This window comes from Streptomyces sp. BE20, from assembly GCF_036322525.1.
Classification (GTDB): Bacteria; Actinomycetota; Actinomycetes; order Streptomycetales; family Streptomycetaceae; genus Kitasatospora.
The window spans coordinates 1-17,231 of sequence record NZ_JAQYWW010001060.1 but is presented as its reverse complement, the minus strand read 5'-3'; the positions used below and the strand labels follow the sequence as shown (position 1 = coordinate 17,231).

Sequence of the window (17,231 nt, the reverse complement as noted above, 5' to 3'; positions counted from 1 at the left end):
CCGGCAGCCCCCGCAGCCCCCCGCCTCGACCGGCAAAAGTCGGAACGGCCCCGCCGGGACGGGAACCGTCGCCGGCGGGGCCGCGGCACTCCGTCCGGGTTCTCAGCGCTCCGTACGGGCCGCCGCGAGGCCCTCACGGCGCAGCCGCAGCGCCTGGCCGACGTAGTCCAGCGCGGTACCGACGGTCAGCAGCACCGCGAGCCCCATCAGCAGGGCCCGGGCGGTGGCCAGCCAGCCGGTGAGTTCCAGGACGTACATGCCGACCGCGATGCCCTGGGTGAGCGTCTTCAGCTTGCCGCCCCGGCTGGCCGGGATCACGCCGAAGCGGATCACCCAGAACCGCATCAGCGTGATGCCGAGTTCGCGGGCCAGGATCACCACGGTGATCCACCACGGCAGGTCGCCCAGCACCGAGAGGCCGATCAGCGCCGCGCCCATGATCGTCTTGTCGGCGATCGGGTCGGCGATCTTGCCGAAGTCGGTGACCAGGCCCTTGCGGCGGGCCAGCTCCCCGTCGAACAGGTCGGTGATCATCGCGACGGCGAAGGACGCCCAGGCGACCGAGCGCCACTTGGGGTCGTGGCCGCCGTCGGCGAAGAGCAGCGTCACGAAGACCGGCACCAGCAGCAGCCGGAGCATCGTGAGCATGTTGGCGATGTTCCAGATCCCCGGCTCCGGGGGCACCGCGGCCTCCGGTCTGCCCGGGTGGGCCGCGGCCGGGGCGCCGGGCCCGTGGGTCATTCCCCTGCTCCGGGTGCCCGGCGGACGCGCACCTGCTCCAGCGCCTCGGCGACCAGGTCGACGCCCTCGCTGGCGACCACCCGGGCGCGGTAGAACCCGCCCACCTCGGGGTGCTCGACGCCGGTGAGCGTGGTGAGACCGTCCGTCTCGGGCGCCTGGTGGGCCGCGCGGCCCTCGACCAGGTCGCCGTCGACCGACTCGACCAGCACCTCGATCTCGGTGCCGATCCGCTGCTCGGCACGCTGGGCGGTCATCTCCTCGGCGAGCCTGCTGAGCCGGGCCAGCCGGTCCGCGACCACGTCCTCGGACAGCTTGTCCTCGAAGCCTGCGGCCTCGGTGCCGTCCTCGTCGGAGTAACCGAAGACGCCGATCGCGTCCAGCCCGGCGTGCGTGACGAACCGTTCCAGCTCGGCGAAGTCCGCCTCGCTCTCGCCGGGGAAGCCGACGATGAAGTTCGACCGGGCGCCGGCCTGCGGGGCCTTGGAGCGGATCGTCCCGAGCAGCTCCAGGAACTGGTCGGTGGAGCCGAAGCGGCGCATCCGGCGGAGCACCGCCGGGGCCGAGTGCTGGAACGAGAGGTCGAAGTAGGGCACCACGCCCTCGGTGCCGGTCATCGCGTCGATCAGCCCGGGGCGCATCTCGGCGGGCTGCAGGTAGGAGACCCGGACCCGCTCGACGCCGTCGGTCTCCGAGATCTCGGTGAGCAGCGTCTCCAGCAGCCGGATGTCCCCGAGGTCCTTGCCGTACGAGGTGTTGTTCTCGCTGACCAGGACCACCTCGCGGACGCCCTGCTCGGCCAGCCACTGGGCCTCGTGCAGCACGTCGGAGGGACGGCGCGAGATGAACGAGCCGCGGAAGGCCGGGATCGCGCAGAACGAGCACCGCCGGTCGCAGCCGGAGGCGAGCTTGACGGAGGCCACCGGGCTGTCGTCCAGCCGCTTGCGCAGGGTGCGCGGCCCGGAGGCCGGGGCGAGGCCCTCCGGGAGGTCCTCGGGGGCCCCGTGGCCGGGCAGGGCGACCTCGGCGGCGGCGGACTGCCGCTCGACCGGGCTCAGCGGCAGCAGCTTGCGGCGGTCGCGGGGGATGTGCGGGGCGTGGTGGCCGCCGGAGAGGATGGTCTGCAGGCGGTCGGAGATGTCCGAGTAGTCGTCGAAGCCGAGCACGCCGTCCGCCTCGGGCAGGGCGTCGGCCAGCTCCTTGCCGTACCGCTCGGCCATGCAGCCGACCGCGACGACCGCCTGGGTGCGGCCGTGGCCCTTGAGGTCGTTGGCCTCCAGCAGGGCGTCGACGGAGTCCTTCTTGGCGGCCTCGACGAAGCCACAGGTGTTGACGACGGCGACGTCGGCTTCGGCGGCGTCGTCCACGAGCAACCAGCCGTCGGCTTCCAGTCGCCCGGCGAGTTCCTCGGAGTCCACCTCGTTGCGGGCGCATCCGAGCGTGACAAGGGCGACAGTACGGCGTTCAGGCATAGGGCCAAGATTAACGCGCGGCCGCCGGAGCCGTTCGCCCCGGAGGCCGCGCGCCTCGGTTCACGGGGTCCGGACCGGGCCGGACGCCCCCTGCGATCAGCCCGCCTGCGGGTCGCCCGGGGTGTACGTGACGTGCACCACCTGGCCGTTCTTGCCCGCCGGGCCGAGGTCCTTGCCGTTGACGTACACGTGCACGGCGCCGGCGTTGCCGATCACCAGCTTGATCTGCTTGGGGTCGGTGAAGGTCTGGTCCTGACCTTCCTCGATGTTGTTCTGGTACAGCGACTTCCCGTTGCCGTCGACCGCCGAGACCCAGCTGGTGTCCTTCTCGGCGACCAGCTTCACGGTGACCTTGTCGGCCGGGGCGGCGGCGATCGCGGCGGCGCTGGGCACCGGCGCGGGCGGCTGCACGGCCGGGGTCGGCACGGGGGCCGCCGGGGCGACCGAACCGGTGCCGGAACCGGCGGGCAGCGGGGCGCTGGCCGAGCCGGTGGTCGTGCTGCCGCCGGTCTTGCCGCTGACCAGGTTGAAGCCGATCAGCCCGACGACCGCGACGATCGCCGCGACCATCGCCGCCGTCCAGTTCGGCCGGCCGCGACCCGGGACCTTGATCGGGCCGCTCTCGATCAGCTGGGTGGGCCGCCGGGAGGCCGGGGAGCCGCCGTGGTCGGCGTCGTACCGGGCGACCAGCGCCTCGCCGTCCACACCGACGACCTGGGCGATCGAGCGGATGTGGCCGCGGGCGTAGAAGTCGCCGCCGCACCGGTCGAAGTCGTCCTCTTCGATGGCATGCACGAGTGGCACCCGGACCCGGGTGGCGGTACTCACCTGATCCACCGTGAGTCCGGCCTCGATCCGGGCGGCGGACAGCACCCGGCCGATGCTCGGCGCATCGGCCGTCTGTTCCGCCGCGCCGGGGGGCAGCGCGGACGACGGGGCGTTCTCGCGGTCGGGGGACTTGCCGATGGTCACGGTGCACGCCTTTCGAGCGGTGGGCCACCTGCTGGGGAACAGTCTAGGGGCGGGGGCGGATCGTTTCTCAAGCGGAACAGGCCCGAATGCGCGCGGCCGGCCCGACGCGGGGCCGGGCGTGCACTGACCGCCCGTCAGTACGGGGGGTCACCGCCGCCGGAGCGCCCGCGCCCGGCCGCGCATCCGGTGTGGCTCATGGGACGCGGTACGCACCCGATCGGTTCCGCACCGCTCGCCTACCCCTCTCCGAGGGGGTGAACACCCCTCGGACGGGCCGGACCGGCGAGGGGCGACGGCCCCCGCGGCGGCCGGGTTCCCGGGGTGCGGAGCGGCGCGGAACCGGTGGGTGCCCGCTGCTCCGCCCGGGCGGTCCGTCACCCCCGGATGGTGACAATGACCCCGTCCAGCTCGTCCGGCTTCACCAGCACGTCGCGGGCCTTGGAGCCCTCGCTCGGGCCGACGATCCCCCGCGACTCCATCAGGTCCATCAGCCGCCCGGCCTTGGCGAAGCCGACCCGCAGCTTGCGCTGGAGCATCGAGGTGGACCCGAACTGCGTGGAGACCACCAGCTCGGCCGCCTGGATCAGCAGGTCCAGGTCGTCGCCGATCTCCTCGTCGATCTCCTTCTTCGGCCCGCCGCCGACCGTCACGTCGTCCCGGTAGACGGCGGTCAGCTGGTCCTTGCAGTGGTTCACCACCGCGGCGATCTCCGCCTCGGTGACGAACGCGCCCTGCATCCGGATGGGCTTGCTCGCACCCATCGGAAGGAACAGCGCGTCGCCCTTGCCGATCAGCTTCTCCGCGCCGGGCTGGTCCAGGATGACCCGGGAGTCCGCCATCGCCGAGGTGGCGAACGCCAGCCGGGACGGCACGTTGGCCTTGATCAGCCCGGTGACGACGTCCACCGACGGCCGCTGGGTGGCCAGCACCAGGTGGATGCCGGCCGCTCGGGCGAGCTGGGTGATCCGGACCACCGAGTCCTCGACGTCCCGCGGGGCGACCATCATCAGGTCGGCCAGCTCGTCGACGATCACCAGCAGGTACGGGTACGGGGTCAGCTCGCGCTCGCTGCCGAGCGGTGGGGTGACCGTGCCGGCCCGGACCGCCGCGTTGAAGTCGTCCACGTGCCGGAAGCCGTACGCGGCGAGGTCGTCGTACCGCATGTCCATCTCGCGCACCACCCACTGGAGCGCCTCGGCGGCCTTCTTCGGGTTGGTGATGATGGGCGTGATCAGGTGCGGGATGCCCTCGTACGCCGTGAGCTCGACCCGCTTGGGGTCGACCAGCACCATCCGCACCTCGTCCGGGGTGGCGCGGGCCAGCACCGAGGTGATCAGGCAGTTGATGCAGGACGACTTGCCGGCGCCGGTCGCACCGGCCACCAGGATGTGCGGCATCTTGGCGAGGTTGGCCGTCACGGTGTGGCCCTCGACGTCCTTGCCCATGCCGACGACCAGCGGGTGGGTGTCCTCGGCGGCGGTGCGCGAGCGCAGCAGGTCGCCGAGGTTGACCATCTCGCGGTCCCGGTTCGGGATCTCGATGCCGACGGCAGACTTGCCCGGGATCGGGCTGATGATCCGCACGTCCGGGCTGGCCACCGCGTACGCGATGTTCTTGCCGAGCGCGGTGATCCGCTCGACCTTGACCGCCGGGCCGAGCTCGACCTCGTAGCGGGTGACCGTCGGGCCCCGGGTGAAGCCGGTGACCCGGGCGTCCACCTTGAACTCGGCGAAGACCACGGTGAGCTGGGCGACCACTTCGTCGTTGAGGGCGCTGCGGGCCTTGGCCGGGCCGCCACGCTCCAACAGGTCGAGCGGGGGGAGCGAGTAGGTGAGGCCGGCGGAGAGCTGGAGCTGCTCCATCCGGACCGGCGCCGCGCCGTGCTCCTCGGCGGCGGCGAGGCCGCCGGTGCGGGCTGCCGGGACCGCGGGCTCCTCCGGCAGCGCGGTGCGGTCCTGCACCTGGTGCATCATGTCCGCCACCGCCGAGGAGGCGGGCACGCCGTAGACCAGTGCGCCGTCCAGGTCGGCGGCGGCCCCGGCGGCGAGGTCCCGGGTCGCGTACGGGTCGAGGGCCTCCTTCGCGAAGGGGTCCGGCTCCGCGGCCTGTTCCTCGGCCGGCTTTCGCCGTCGGCGGCGCCGGCGGGCGCCCACCTCGTCGACGGCGCCGTCACCCTCGGTGTCCACCGTGAAGGGCAGCGCCGACGGGTCGGCGTCCTCCGGCGGCTCGGTGGAGTGCTCGCGCTCCGGCGTACGCCCCCCGGAGACTTCGTCCTGGGGACCGGGCTCGACCACGCCCAGCCGGACGCCGACGCCGCGCACCCGCTCACCGATCCGGTTGACCGGGGTGGCGGTCGTGACCAGCAGGCCGAAGAAGGCAAGCAGCAGGAGCAGCGGCACCGCGAGCGCGGGCCCGGCGGCGGCCATCATCGGGGTGGAGGCGGCCCAGCCGACGATCCCGCCGGCCGTCCTTATCCTGGTCGCCCCGCTGCCCATCATGGGGGCGCCGCAGCCGATGTGGACCAGTCCCAGCACGCCGATCAGCAGGGTGGTCAGACCGATCATGATCCGCCCGTTGGCCTCCGGCAGCTCCGGGTGGCGCATCAGCCTGACCCCGACCACGGCCAGCAGGAACGGCACCAGCACGTCGAGCCGGCCGAACAGGCCGGAGACCACGTTGGTGGCGGCCTCGCCCAGCCAGCCCTGCGGGCTGAACCAGGTCCCGGCCGCCGTGACCAGGGCGAGCGCGAGCAGCAGCAGGCCGACGCCGTCCTTGCGGTGGGCCGGGTCCAGGTTCTTGGCCCCGTCGCCGAACCCGCGGAAGACCGCGCCGATGCCGTGGGCCGTGCCGAGCCAGACGGCGCGCACGGCGCGGAAGAGTATCGGCCTGGGTGCGGGGGGCGGCGCGGCGGCCGGCTTGGCCGCCGTCCTCTTCGCCGGGGCGGCCTTCTTGGCGGCCGCCTTCTTCACCGGCGCCTTGGCCGGAGCCTTCGCCGCGGCCTTCTTGGACGGTCCCGGGCTCGGGTTGCGTGCCGCGCTTCCGGGCGTGCGTGTGGCCATGGGTCAGCAGCCTACCGGGGTCCGCGACCTGTGCCCATGTCGTCGTACCGGGGCGGCGGAACGTGTCGCAGACACACCGTCACCCCGGTCGCGGTTCACCCGGAAGAAGGAACGGCGCGGCACTCTCGACGCCGCGCCCGGGGCTTCCTAGTCGGCGCCGGGGCGCAGGGCGTCCAGCGCGCGCCGCAGGCCGGCCAGCTTGCGCTCCAGGTGCGCCGCCGTGGCCGCCACCCCGCTGTCCTCGGTGCCGTCCAGCTGCTTGGTCAGCGCCTCGGCCTGCTCCTCCACCGACGCCAGCCGCGCCGACAGCTCGCCCAGCAGCGCACCGCCGAGGGCCGGCTCGGCGCCGCTCGCCTCCAGCTGGAGCCTGAGCAGTGCCGCCTGCTCCTTGAGCTGGCAGTTCTTCATGTACAGGTCGACGAAGACCGAGACCTTGGCGCGCAGCACCCACGGGTCGAAGGGCTTGGAGATGTAGTCGACCGCACCGGCCGCGTAGCCGCGGAAGGTGTGGTGCGGCCCGTGGTTGATCGCGGTCAGGAAGATGATCGGGATGTCCCGGGTGCGCTCGCGCCGCTTGATGTGGGCGGCCGTCTCGAAGCCGTCCATCCCGGGCATCTGCACGTCCAGCAGGATCACCGCGAAGTCGTCGGTGAGCAGCGCCTTGAGCGCCTCCTCACCCGAGGCCGCCCGGACCAGGGTCTGGTCCAGCGCCGAGAGGATCGCCTCCAGCGCGAGAAGGTTCTCCGGTCGGTCGTCGACCAGGAGGATCTTCGCCTTCTGCATCACGACGCGCCCTCCTGTCGCTTGCCTACCTGGGGAAGGCACCCGCGTACTGCCCACCACTACCCCGGTCATGCTAGCCGCACCCCCTCGCCCGGCACATCGCTCCGTCGCGTCTGGTTCCGGAACGGCACGCACACAGTGCACCGGCGCACGCTCACCAGCGAGTCGCCGCCCGGTCACTGTTCGCAACGATCGGTGACCCTACCCGGTTCCCGCCCCTCCCCGCCAGCAAACCGCCCGCCGCCACGGCGTGAACCCCGGAGCGAATCACGGAGTTCACGCCCCCGACATGCCGCCTACCGCCTCCGGGCGGTCAGCCACTCGTGCATCACCGCGAGCAGGTGGTCGGTCTCCACCGGCTTGGTGATGTGATCGGTGGCACCGGCCTCCAGGGACTTCTCCTTGTCGCCCTTCATGGCCTTGGCGGTCAGCGCGATGATCGGCAGGCCGGCGAATTGCGGCATCCGGCGGATCGCCTCGGTGGTCGCGTAGCCGTCCATCTCCGGCATCATGATGTCCATCAGGACCAGCGCCACGTTCTCGTGCTGCTCCAGCATCTCGATGCCCTCGCGGCCGTTCTCCGCGTACAGCACCGTCAGCCCGTGCTGCTCCAGCACGCTGGTGAGCGCGAAGACGTTGCGGACGTCGTCGTCCACGATCAGCACCTGCTCGCCGTCGAACCGGGTGTCCACCCGGGCCGAGTGGCGGATCGCCGGAAGGGGCTCGACCGGACGGCCGCCGACGGACCTGCCCTCGGCGGGCAGCGACTCCAGGGCCGCGGCGCGGCGGCGTTCGACCGCGCCCCGGCGGCGGACCTCGGCCAGCTCGCGCACCTCCTGGGCCCAGTGGTCGGCCGGGTTCTCACCGACCGGCACCGGCGTCCCGGCGGGGGTCACCCCCACCGCGGCACGCGGCATCTGGCCGGCCCCGGGAACGGCCTCCGGAGCCTCGCTGCGCAGCGGCAGGTACAGCGTGAAGGTGGATCCCTTGCCGAGCTCGCTCTCGGCGTGGATCTCGCCGCCGAGCAGCCGGGCGATCTCCCGGCTGATCGACAGTCCGAGACCGGTGCCGCCGTACTTGCGACTGGTGGTGCCGTCGGCCTGCTTGAACGCCTCGAAGATCTCCCGCAGCTTGTTGTCCGGGATGCCGATGCCGGTGTCGGAGACCGCGAAGGCGATCAGCGGGTCGTCCGGCCCCTGGATCGCCCCGGCCTCCAGCAGCCGCTCCCGCACGTGCTGCGGGACGTCCGGGCCGGCCGGGGTGATCGAGAAGTCGACGGCGCCCGCGTCGGTGAACTTCACCGCGTTGGAGATCAGGTTGCGCAGCACCTGCTGGAGCCGCTGCTCGTCGGTGTGCAGAGTGACCGGGAGGGCCGGCGAGACCCGGACCCCGAACTCCAGGTTCTTGTCCAGCGCGACCGGCTGGAAGGTGGCCTCCACGTAGTCGACCAGCTGGACCAGCGCGATCCGGGCCGGCCGGACGTCCATCTTCCCGGCCTCGACCTTGGAGAGGTCGAGGATGTCGTTGATCAGCTGGAGCAGGTCCGACCCGGCGCCGTGGATGGTGTCGGCGAACTCGACCTGCTTCGGCGAGAGGTTGCCCTCGTTGTTGTCGGAGAGCAGCTTGGCGAGGATCAGCAGCGAGTTGAGCGGGGTGCGCAGCTCGTGCGACATGTTGGCGAGGAACTCGCTCTTGTACCGGGAGGCCAGCGCGAGCTGTTCGGCCCGCTCCTCCAGCACCTGCCGGGCCTCCTCGATCTCGCTGTTCTTGATCTCGATGTCCCGGTTCTGCTGGGCGAGTTGCTCGGCCTTCTCCTGCAACTCCTCGTTGGTGCGCTCCAGCTCCTCCTGACGCGCCTCCAACTCGGCAGACCGCATCGAGAGTTCGGCGGTCAGCCGCTGGGACTCCAACAGCAGGCCCTCGGTCTTGGTGTTGACGCTGATGGTGTTGACGGTGACGCCGATCAGGTCGGCGATCTGGTTGAGGAAGTCCAGTGCGACGGTGGTGAACGAGCTGAAGGTGGCCAGTTCGATCACGCCCAGCAGCCTGCCCTCGAACAGCACCGGCAGCACCACGATGTGGGCCGGCGAGGCCTCGCCGAGGCCCGAGGCGATCTTCAGGTACCCGGGCGGGGCCTCCTTGAGGATGATCGCCCGCTTCTCCACCGCCGCCTGGCCGATCAGCGACTCGCCGGGACGGAAGGTGGTCGGCATCGCCCGCCGCTGGTAGCCGTAGCTGCCGATCAGCCGCAGCACGGTGTCGTTCTCGTCGTCGTCCTCGGTGATCAGCTCCGCCGTGCGCCCGGCCGGCTGGGCGAGGAAGAAGGCGCCGTGCTGGGCCGAGACCACCGGGGTGAGCTCGGTCATGATCAGCGAGGCGACCGCCTCCAGGTCCCGGCGGCCCTGCAACAGGCCGGAGATCCGGGCCAGGTTGGTCTTGAGCCAGTCCTGCTCCTGGTTGGTGCGGGTGGTCTCGCGCAGGTTGGCGATCATCTGGTTGATGTTGTCCTTGAGCTCGTCGAGCTCCCCGGCCGCGTCCACGTCGATCCGCAGCGACAGGTCGCCCCTGGTCACGGCGGTGGCGACCTGCGCGATCGCGCGCACCTGCCGGGTCAGGTTGTTGGCCAGCTCGTTGACCGACTCGGTCAGGTCCTGCCAGGTGCCGTCCACGCCCGGCACGCGGGCCTGGCCGCCGAGCCGCCCGTCGGTGCCCACCTCGCGGGCGACCCGGGTGACCTCGTCGGCGAACGAGCCCAGCTGGTCGACCATGGTGTTGATGCTGGTCTTCAGCTCCAGGAACTCGCCCCGCGCGTCGACGTCGATCTTCTGCGACAGGTCGCCGCGGGCCACCGCCGTGATCACCAGCGCGATGTTCCGCACCTGGCCCGTCAGGTTGTTGGCCATCAGGTTGACGTTGTCGGTCAGGTCCTTCCAGATCCCGGCCACCCCCGGCACGCTCGCCTGACCGCCCAGGGTGCCGTCGGTGCCCACCTCGCGCGCCACCCTGGTCACCTCGACCGCGAACGCGGACAGCTGGTCGACCATCGTGTTGAGCGTCCCGGCCAGCGCCGCGACCTCGCCCTGGGCCTCGATGGTGATCTTCTTGGAGAGGTCACCGCGGGCCACGGCGGACGCCACCTCGGCGATGTTCCGCACCTGGCCCGTCAGGTTCGACGCCATGAAGTTCACGTTGTCGGTCAGGTCCTTCCAGATGCCCGACACCCCGCGCACCCGGGCCTGGCCGCCCAGGATCCCCTCCGTACCCACCTCGCGCGCCACCCGGGTGACCTCGTCGGCGAACGCCGACAGCTGGTCCACCATGGTGTTCACGGTGGTGACCAGCTCCAGGATCTCCCCGCGCGCATCGACGGTGATCTTCTTCGAGACGTCCCCGAGCGCCACCGCCGTGGTCACCTCGGCGATGTTGCGGACCTGGCTGGTCAGGTTGTTGGCCATCAGGTTGACGCTGTTGGTCAGGTCCTTCCAGGTGCCGGACACCCCGGGCACGCTCGCCTGGCCGCCGAGGATGCCCTCGGTGCCGACGTCCCGGGCGACCCGCGTCACCTCGTCGGCGAAGGCGCTCAGCTGGTCCACCATCGTGTTGATGGTGTTCTTCAGCTCCAGGATCTCGCCCTGTGCGTCCACCTGGATCTTCTGCGACAGGTCGCCCCGGGCGACCGCAGTGGTCACCTGCGCGATGTTCCGCACCTGATCGGTGAGGTTGTTCGCCATGAAGTTGACGTTGTCGGTCAGGTCCCGCCAGACCCCGGCCGCGCCGGGTACCTGCGCCTGACCCCCGAGCCGACCCTCGGTGCCCACCTGACGGGCCACCCGGGTCACCTGCTCGGCGAAGCCGGAGAGCTGGTCCACCATCGTGTTGATGGTGCTCTTGAGCTCCAGCATCTCGCCGCGCGCGTCCACCTCGATCTTCTGCGAGAGGTCGCCGCGCGCCACCGCCGTCGTCACCTGCGCGATGCTGCGGACCTGGCCGGTCAGATTGTCGGCCATGAAGTTCACCGAGTCGGTGAGGTCGCGCCAGACCCCGGCGACGCCCGGCACCTGCGCCTGGCCCCCGAGCCGGCCCTCCGTCCCCACGTCCCGGGCCACCCCGGTGACCTGCGCCGCGAAGCCGTTCAGCTGGTCCACCATCGTGTTGACGGTGTTCTTCAGCTCCAGCATCTCGCCGGCCACCTCGACCGTCACCTTGCGGGAGAGGTCGCCCTTGGCCACCGCCGTGGTCACCTGCGCGATGTTCCGCACCTGCGCGGTCAGCCGGCCGGCCATGGTGTTGACCGAGTCCGCGAGGTCCTTCCAGCTGCCGGACACGCTGCGCACCTTGGCCTGGCCGCCGAGCTTGCCCTCGGTACCGACCTCCCGGGCCACCCGGGTCACCTCGTCGGTGAACTCCGACAGCTGGTCCACCAGCCCGTTGACCGTCCGCCCGATCTTCAGGTACTCACCGCGCAGCGGGTGACTCACCCCGTTGCTGTGCAGCGAGCGCAGCTCCATCTTCTGGTCCAGGTCGCCCTCGGCGATCGACGCCAGCACCCGGCCCACCTCGGCCATCGGCCGCGCCAGGTCGTCGATCAGCGCGTTGCAGTTGTCGACCGCCGCCATCCAGGCGCCCTCGCCCGCACCGGTCTCCAGCCGCTCGTTCAGCCGGCCCTCCCGGCCCACCGCACGCCGCACCCGCGCGAGTTCACCCGTCAGGTGCTGGTTCCGCTCGGCGACCTCGTTGAACACCGCGGCGATCTCCGCCAGCGGACCGTCCCCCGGCACCGTCAGCCGGCGCCGGAAGTTGCCGTCGCGCATCGCCGTCAGCGCCGACAGGAGCTTGCGCAGCTCGGCCGGCTCGGCACCGCGGCTGTGATTGGCACGCCGGCCGGCCGCGCTCCGCGGCGCGGCCCCGGAGCGTCCGCCACGCTGGGCGGGCGGCGTCGTACCGGTTGCGTCCTTGGTGGCCGAACTCAACGGGCCCCTCCCAAATGGTGAACTGTCCGGCACCGCGCGACCGCGCCCCGGACGGGCCCGGCACCGGGTACCGTCCCGGTGACGTCCCGGTGACCCGCACGCGGACCACCGGAACCCGCAACGACCGTACTGCTCGGACCGGACACCGCGGACCCCCCAGTCTGGCAGTACTCGCGCCGGGTATAAGGCCGGTTGCGCTCGGTTGGTACCGCCCCGGCCGAAACAGGTGGTCAGAATCACCCTCCGGTGCCTGTTTCGACGCCCCGCCCCCACGGGGAACCCAGCGGAAAGTAGGGTGGAGCGCTGCACCGGGCCGCGCCCCGCCCCGAGCCGCCGCCCACCCCGTCGGCGCACACCGCGAGCCGGCGCCGCACACCGGACAGCCAGGGCCAGAGCAGAGGAGACGTGGCAACGTGGTCACCGCGCGCGCAGCCGCCACCTTCGAACCGGTGGGTCGGTCGGCCTCCGCCGCCCGCTCGTTCGTCCGCGACGCCCTGTTGGGCTGGGGCCTGCCCGAGGTCGTCGACGACGCCGTGGTGCTGGTCAGCGAACTCGTCACCAACGCCGTCGTCCACGCCGGCACCGCCGCCGAGGTCTGTTGCCTGCGTGAGGCGGACACCGTCCGGATCGAGGTCACCGACCACCACCCCGAACGCGGCCTGCCCACGTTCGCCGACGTCCCGGCCACCGCCTCCGACCACTACGCCGACCCCGACGGCGAGGGCGGCCGCGGCCTGCTGATGTGCGCCGCCCTCGCCGAACGCTGGGGCGTCGAGTACGGCGCCGGCCGCAAGACCGTCTGGTTCCGCCTCGCCCTTCCCGCCCACGTCGCCGGCACCCGCTACGCCGTCCCCGCCACCCCCGGCAGCGAACTGCCCAGCAGCAGCGGCCCGGTCCACGTCGCCGTGGTCCAGCTCGACGACGACGGCCGTGTCCTCGCCTGGAACCCCGACGCCGAGGTGCTCTTCCAGCACCCCGCCGACACCGTGCTCGGCCGTCCCTGGGCCGACCTCGCCGTCTGGCCCCAGACCCCCGGGCTCGGCCTCGCCGCCACCCTCCGCCTCGCCCGGTGGGAGGGCGGCTACGCCCTGCGCCGCGCCGACGGCTCCACCGTCGACGTCTACGGCGTCCAGGTCCGCCTCCGCGACACCGACGGCACACCCTCCGCGCTCTGCCTGCTCGTCCTCGACGACGACCGCGCCGTCCTGCGCTCCCCCGCCCGGGCCCTGCCCGGCGAGAAGCCCGAGACCGCCGCCCGCCTCGACCTGCTGGCCGGCCTCGGCTCCGGCGAGGACCTCGACACCATGCTCCAGCACACCGTCGAACGCGCCCGCGACCTGCTCGACGCCGACGCGGCCTACCTGCTGCTCACCACCGACGACGAGACCGAGTTCGAGGTCCGCGCCGCCACCGGACTCACCTCCGGCCACCGCCGGCACAGCCGGTTCCCGGTCGACACCGGCAACCGCTACGACTCGCCCCGCCTCCCCTCCGTCCACGAGGACCTCGCCTCCCGGCCCACCGGCCTGCCCGTCCTCGGCGGCAGCGGCATGCGCTCCCTGCTCACCGTCCCGCTCAAGGTCGAGGGCCGGCTCATCGGCTCGCTCGGCATCGCCACCGCCGCACCCGGCCGGTACGACAACGAGGACGCGCTCCGCCTGCAGTTCGCCGCCGACCGGCTCGCCCTGGCCGTCGAGTCCACCCGGCTCACCGAACTCGAACGGCTGCGCCGCGGCTCGCTCTCCTTCCTCGTCGAAGCCTCCGACCTGCTGGCCGGCACCCTGGAACACGAGCAGACCCTCGCCCTGATGGCGCAGATGGCCGTCCCCACCCTCTCCTCCTGGTGCGCCGTCTATACCAACGGCGACCACGGCGCCTCGGCCTCGCTCGCCTTCGTCCTGCACGAGGACGAGGACCGCATCGACCCGCTGCGCGCCCTGCTCGACAAGACCCCCGCGCCCGACGCCGGCCCCACCCACGGAGCCCGCTTCTGGACCGCGCCGACCGACACCGCGCGCGGCAACGGACTCGCCGACAGCCCCGACCTGTCCGGGCTCCTGGGCGAGACGGTCGTCCTGCCGCTGACCGCCCGCAACCGCGTGATCGGCCTGTTCGTCCTCGGCACCCCGACCGGTGTCCGGTTCCGCCAGGAGGTCCTCGAACTCGCCGAGGACCTCTCCCGCCGGGCCGCCCTCGCCCTCGACAACTCCCGCCTCTACTCCGAGCGCACCGCCACCAGCCAGGCCCTCCAGCGCAGCCTGCTGCCACCGGACCTGCCGGAGATCCCGGGCGTCGAGGTGGACGTCTACTACCAGGCGGCCGGCGAGGGCAACGAGGTCGGCGGCGACTTCTACGACCTCTTCCCGATCCGCGAGGGCACCTACGGCTTCGCCATCGGCGACGTCTGCGGCACCGGCCCGGAGGCAGCCTCCGTCACCGGCCTCGCCCGGCACTCGCTGCGCCTGCTCGCCCGCGAGGGCCTGGACGCCCCGCAGGTCCTCAGCCGGCTCAACACCGCCATCCTGGACGAGGGTTCGCGCAGCCGCTTCCTCACCCTGCTGTACGGCGAGCTGACGCCCCTTCCGGACGGCAGCACCGAGCTCTCCCTGGTCTGCGCCGGCCACCCGCTGCCGCTCCGCCTGCGCACCGACGGCCAGGTCGACCGCGCCGCGACCCCGCAGCCGCTGCTCGGCGTCATGGAGGACCTCGAACTCACCGCCGAGCGCCTGGTGCTCCTGCCCGGCGAGGTCCTGCTGTGTGTCACCGACGGGGTCACCGAACGCCGTGAGGGCCGGCGGATGCTGGGCGACGACGGCCTCGCCGAGGTGCTCACCGGCTGCACCGGGCTGACCGCGGGCGCGGTCGCGATGCGGGTGCAGCGGGCGGTCGAGCGGTTCGCCCCCGAGCCGCCGTCCGACGACATGGCGATCCTCACCCTGCGGGTCCCCACCCAGCGCACCGCCTGAGCCCTACCCGGGCTCGGGTCCGGACCGGGTTCGGGTCGACGCGGGTTCGGGCCGTTCGACTCCGGGCTCGGGTTCGGGTCCTGTCGGACCGTGAACGATCCCTGGCTGACGGCGTCACAAATTGTGCGATTCACAAGGGTACAAGCCCGCTCACCCTGGGTACACCGATCTCACCGGGGAATCCCCCGGCGGGGACGTGACCAGCGGTTCTCCGCTGGCCCAGCATTCTGATCGCAGCCGTCGCACGCTCCAGCCGTGCGCCCTCGGCGCGATCGCGCGCATCCACCTCATCGAAACTCACCCGAGTTCACTGCGCCCTGCGCGCGCCCAGAGTGAAAGGAGCCTCCGGTGAGCAACGAAGCTACCGGGGCACTGAACGCCCGCTCAACCGGCGCCGACGCGGGTAACCTCGGTTACCTCGCACTCGGCCTGACTCTCCTCGCCTACGGCCTCCTCTCCACCGGCATCTTCAGTGGCACCGCCGTAGGGGACTCGGCCCGTCTCGCCCACGTCGTCGGCGGTCTCACCCTCTTCATCGCCGGTCTCTGGCAGTTCCGCGGCGGCGAGGGCTTCACCGGCACCGCCTTCACCAGCCTCGGCGCCTTCTGGGCCACCTGGTCCACGGCCTCCGGCGCCCACAAGAACGCGGCCGGCCTGTTCCTGCTCCTGTGGGCCCTGCTCGCGCTCACCCTCACCGCGGCCAGTTGGAACGCAGGACTGTTCAGCCGGGCCGTCTACGGCCTGCTGACGGTCTCGCTGCTGCTCTCCGCACTCGCCGTCTTCAACACCTCCGGGGGCCTCGCCAAGGCCGCCGGCTGGGTCGCAGCAGCCTCCGGGCTGACGGCCTGGTACTGGGCCACCGCGTCGCTGACCAACAGCGCGTGGGGCCGGGACGCCCTGCCCGTCAAGTAACGGCAGGGGTGCCGGTGGTCCGGACCCACCCCCCACGGGGCCCGGCCCACCGGCACATCACGCTTCACCCTCGCCCCGCCGTCGCCCCGGCCGCCACCGCCGCCGGGGCGACGCTGCTGCCGGGGCGACGCTGCTGTCCGGTGACGGCTCAACCGCCCGCGGACACCCGCTCCGGCTCGGCCGCGGACCGCACCGCAGCCTCGCGCCGGGCCCGCCGACGGGCGACACCGGCCTGGGCCGCGTACGCCAGCAGCAGGATCGCCACCGCCACCAGGCCGTCCGCCCAGAAGTGGTTGGCCGTGACGACCACGACCGTCACCGTCAGGACCGGGTGCAGCAGCATCAGCCAGCGCAGCGGGCTGGGCGACACCTTGATCACGGCGACCGCCACCAGCACGCACCAGGCCACGTGCACCGACGGCATCGCCGACAGCTGCGCCGCCTTGACCACCCCGGCGACCGCTCCCCCGTACACCGACTGCCCGTACTCCGCCGCGACGTCCACGAAACCCTCCTGCGGCAGCATCCGGGGCGGGGCCACCGGGATGAACTGCACGGCCAGGCAGACCGCCGTCGTGACCACCACGGTGGTCCGCACCCACGCGTACCGCTCGCGGTGCCGCAGGAACACCCAGACCAGCACCGCGATCATCACCGTGAAGTGCATCGCCGCGTAGTAGTAGTTGGCCAGCCTCACCAGCACCGGGTACGGCGTCACCGCCTCCTGCCAGGCCGCTTCGTCCGGCAGCCCGAGTGCCAGCTCCGTCCGGTGGATCCAGCTCGCCCGGTCCAGCGCGTGTTCGGTGCTCATCAGCGAGAGGCTCCCGACCAGCTGCCAGAGCGCGAACAGTGCGAGCAGGGTGCCGGCCTCCCGCAGGACCGCCGAGACGGCCCCCCGCCGGACCCGGGCGGCCGCGTACGAGCCACCGTAGAGTGCGACCGCGGCGCCCCCGGCGGACTCCCAGGTAAGGGTCAGGTTCTGCAAGGGCTCGTGCCTCTCCACCGGGCTTGGACGTGGTGGAGAGACGTTAACGCAAAAAGACCCCCTCCCGAACGGGAGGGGGTCTTTTTGGAATGATTGTTCGGCGGCGTCCTACTCTCCCACAGGGTCCCCCCTGCAGTACCATCGGCGCTGTGAGGCTTAGCTTCCGGGTTCGGAATGTAACCGGGCGTTTCCCTCACGCTATGACCACCGAAACACTATGAAACTGTCAACCTCACCCACACCGTGACCAGACGTGTGGGGGTCGTTGTTTCAGAACAACACAGTGGACGCGAGCAACTGAGGACAAGCCCTCGGCCTATTAGTACCGGTCAACTCCACCCCTCACAGGGCTTCCATATCCGGCCTATCAACCC

General features: G+C 72.1%; 9 protein-coding genes and 1 rRNA gene. 2 read left to right on the top strand and 8 right to left on the bottom strand.

Translation table 11 applies throughout. The features are described from left to right. Positions 1–102: 102 nt before the first annotated feature. The 6 genes from pgsA to PUR61_RS29545 all read right to left on the bottom strand — a co-directional run bounded on the left by pgsA (position 103) and on the right by PUR61_RS29545 (position 11,865). Positions 103–741 carry a CDP-diacylglycerol--glycerol-3-phosphate 3-phosphatidyltransferase gene (gene pgsA, locus PUR61_RS29570; protein ID WP_329882550.1) on the bottom strand — a complete coding sequence of 213 codons (639 nt, stop codon included), beginning with the start codon at positions 739–741 and terminating at the stop codon, positions 103–105. After that, on the bottom strand, positions 738–2,210 hold the full coding sequence (gene rimO / locus PUR61_RS29565) for a 30S ribosomal protein S12 methylthiotransferase RimO (protein WP_329882549.1): 1,473 nt from the start codon (positions 2,208–2,210) through the stop codon (positions 738–740). Before rimO ends, pgsA begins: the two co-directional genes overlap by 4 nt. Positions 2,211–2,306: 96 nt before the next feature. Further along, positions 2,307–3,182, bottom strand: a complete 876-nt coding sequence (locus PUR61_RS29560; RefSeq protein WP_329882548.1) for a helix-turn-helix domain-containing protein — start codon at positions 3,180–3,182, stop codon at positions 2,307–2,309. A 374-nt stretch (positions 3,183–3,556) separates the two neighbouring features. Further along, a complete protein-coding gene (locus tag PUR61_RS29555; RefSeq protein WP_329882547.1) occupies positions 3,557–6,241 on the bottom strand; it encodes a DNA translocase FtsK in 2,685 nt (894 codons plus the stop codon). A gap of 147 nt (positions 6,242–6,388) precedes the next feature. Then, entirely contained in the window at positions 6,389–7,027 is a 639-nt protein-coding gene (locus PUR61_RS29550) for a response regulator (protein ID WP_329882546.1), read from the bottom strand. A gap of 293 nt (positions 7,028–7,320) precedes the next feature. Then, positions 7,321–11,865, bottom strand: coding sequence for a HAMP domain-containing protein (locus PUR61_RS29545; RefSeq protein ID WP_329882676.1), 4,545 nt, complete (start codon positions 11,863–11,865; stop codon positions 7,321–7,323). Positions 11,866–12,407: 542 nt separating this feature from the next. On the opposite strand from PUR61_RS29545, the gene PUR61_RS29540 reads away from it, so the two are divergent. Together PUR61_RS29540 and PUR61_RS29535 are read left to right on the top strand one after the other, a co-directional pair. Further along, positions 12,408–14,960, top strand: coding sequence for a SpoIIE family protein phosphatase (locus PUR61_RS29540; RefSeq protein WP_329882545.1), 2,553 nt, complete (start codon positions 12,408–12,410; stop codon positions 14,958–14,960). Between the two features lie 348 nt (positions 14,961–15,308). After that, the gene (locus PUR61_RS29535; protein WP_329882544.1) at positions 15,309–15,872 is read left to right on the top strand and encodes an acetate uptake transporter; all 564 of its coding nucleotides are present in this window, start codon (positions 15,309–15,311) and stop codon (positions 15,870–15,872) included. Between the two features lie 148 nt (positions 15,873–16,020). On the opposite strand, the gene PUR61_RS29530 is transcribed toward PUR61_RS29535, so the two are convergent. Together PUR61_RS29530 and rrf are read right to left on the bottom strand one after the other, a co-directional pair. Then, the gene (locus PUR61_RS29530) at positions 16,021–16,857 is read right to left on the bottom strand and encodes a phosphatase PAP2 family protein (RefSeq protein WP_329882543.1); all 837 of its coding nucleotides are present in this window, start codon (positions 16,855–16,857) and stop codon (positions 16,021–16,023) included. Positions 16,858–16,952: 95 nt separating this feature from the next. Continuing rightward, positions 16,953–17,069 (bottom strand): 5S ribosomal RNA (gene rrf / locus PUR61_RS29525). Between the last annotated feature and the right edge of the window lie 162 nt (positions 17,070–17,231).